The organism is Alteromonas sp. AO-Serp (assembly GCF_017849675.1).
In the GTDB taxonomy this organism is placed as follows: domain Bacteria; phylum Pseudomonadota; class Gammaproteobacteria; order Enterobacterales; family Alteromonadaceae; genus Alteromonas; species Alteromonas macleodii.
The window spans coordinates 1-1,527 of record NZ_JAFLMX010000091.1; the positions used below are offsets into that span (position 1 = coordinate 1).

The following is a 1,527-nucleotide window of genomic DNA, read 5'->3' on the forward strand; positions in this document are numbered from 1 at the left end:
TATTCAATGTATTTACAATCTATCGTTTTAAGAAGCTAGAGTGTAATAACAACCTAGCCGTGTATCAAATTTAAGAAATGGTGTAGGTACTTGTTCAGACATAACTTTATTCGACAGTACTAGGTCAACCCTATCACACCCGTTGATTTTTGCGCAAAAGGTTAAATCAATTAGGTTGATTTAATTGATTCTTTCGACAATACTATGCCCCAATTAATTAACGATTCGTTAACCTTGCGCGAACTGTGCATAGGTAAGCTGCAATTTTTAAATTCTGTTAAGTGAGGCTGGTATGAAGATTTTATGTTTAGGTGAAGTGCTAATTGATATGTTAAGCCAAGGTGCTGCGCCCAAAGATGGCAACATACCAGCAATGAAACCTTTCCAGCCCTACGCGGGTGGTGCACCTGCTAATGTGGCAGTCGCTGTAGCTCAGCTAGGTGGTGAGAGTGCGATGGTCTCGAAAGTAGGTGACGATACTTTTGGCGCGTTTCTTAAAGAAATGCTAGAGCATTACAAAGTAAACACTGACTTCGTGTGGACTACACAAGAAGGTAATACGGCTCTGGCATTTGTAAACTTGGATGCAGACGGCGAACGCTCTTTTGATTTTTATGTTGATAATGCCGCGCATAAACACATTTCAGAGCAAGATTTGTCGACGATAGATTGTGATAAAAATACAGTGCTTCATTTTTGCTCAGGTTCTATTTCAGGCCCTGAACTTATTCCTGGTACCGAGTTTATTCTGAACAAGGCGAAGGAAAACGGCATGATGGTGTGTTTGGATATTAACTATCGCCCAGCGTTTTGGGATGACACGGCGAATGCGCCGTCACGTATAGATGAAGCTGCAAAGAAAGTGTCTGTTTTAAAGGCTAGCCGAGAAGAACTCGCAGAGCTATATGGCGAAGAAAATGCTGATACAAAGGTTCAGCAGTGGTTAGATAGTGGCGTTAAAGTGGTGCTAGTCACCGATGGTGGTGAGCCCATTCACTATATTACCAAGTCCTTCAGCGGCACGTTAGCGTCACCTAAAATGGATGTAAAAGACACGACGGCAGCGGGTGACTCTTTTATTGGTGGCTTCTTATATTTCCTATCTACAAAAGTGAAAAGCGCTGATGACTTCGACGCGTGGGCGGAGAACTTCGAGAATGTAAGCGAAGCTACGGAATTTGCTATCCGCTGTGGTGCTTACACGGTAACGCAGTATGGTGCGTTTAGCGCATTGCCAACGCAGGCTAATATCGCTAAATAAGTATCGATTATCTTAAGATAAACAAAAGGGTTCAAAATGAACCCTTTTTTCTTCAATCGCTGCGCACCGGCAAAGGTGGCGTCAGCTGATGTATTGGTTGCTTAGTGCTTATCCGCTCTACTTTGGAACTTGCGTTCCTCGGTGTTTACCTTAATCCATTCGCCAGTGCTGATGTATTCAGGCACCTGTACAACCAGTCCGGTTGAAAGCGTGGCAGGCTTGGTTCGAGACGTAGCAGAGGCGCCTTTAATAGATGGGTCTGTCTC

The 1,527-nt window shown here is 43.7% G+C and carries 1 protein-coding gene and 1 pseudogene; one reads left to right on the forward strand and one right to left on the reverse strand.

What is annotated here, in order from left to right:
• Window positions 1-292 precede the first annotated feature (292 nt).
• Window positions 293-1,261, forward strand: coding sequence for a carbohydrate kinase family protein (locus QVA83_RS07440; RefSeq protein ID WP_014951072.1), 969 nt, complete (start codon window positions 293-295; stop codon window positions 1,259-1,261).
• Window positions 1,262-1,362: 101 nt separating this feature from the next.
• Here QVA83_RS07440 and QVA83_RS07445 read toward each other — a convergent pair.
• Window positions 1,363-1,527 (reverse strand): annotated as a pseudogene (locus tag QVA83_RS07445) (elongation factor P-like protein YeiP); the annotation flags it as partial.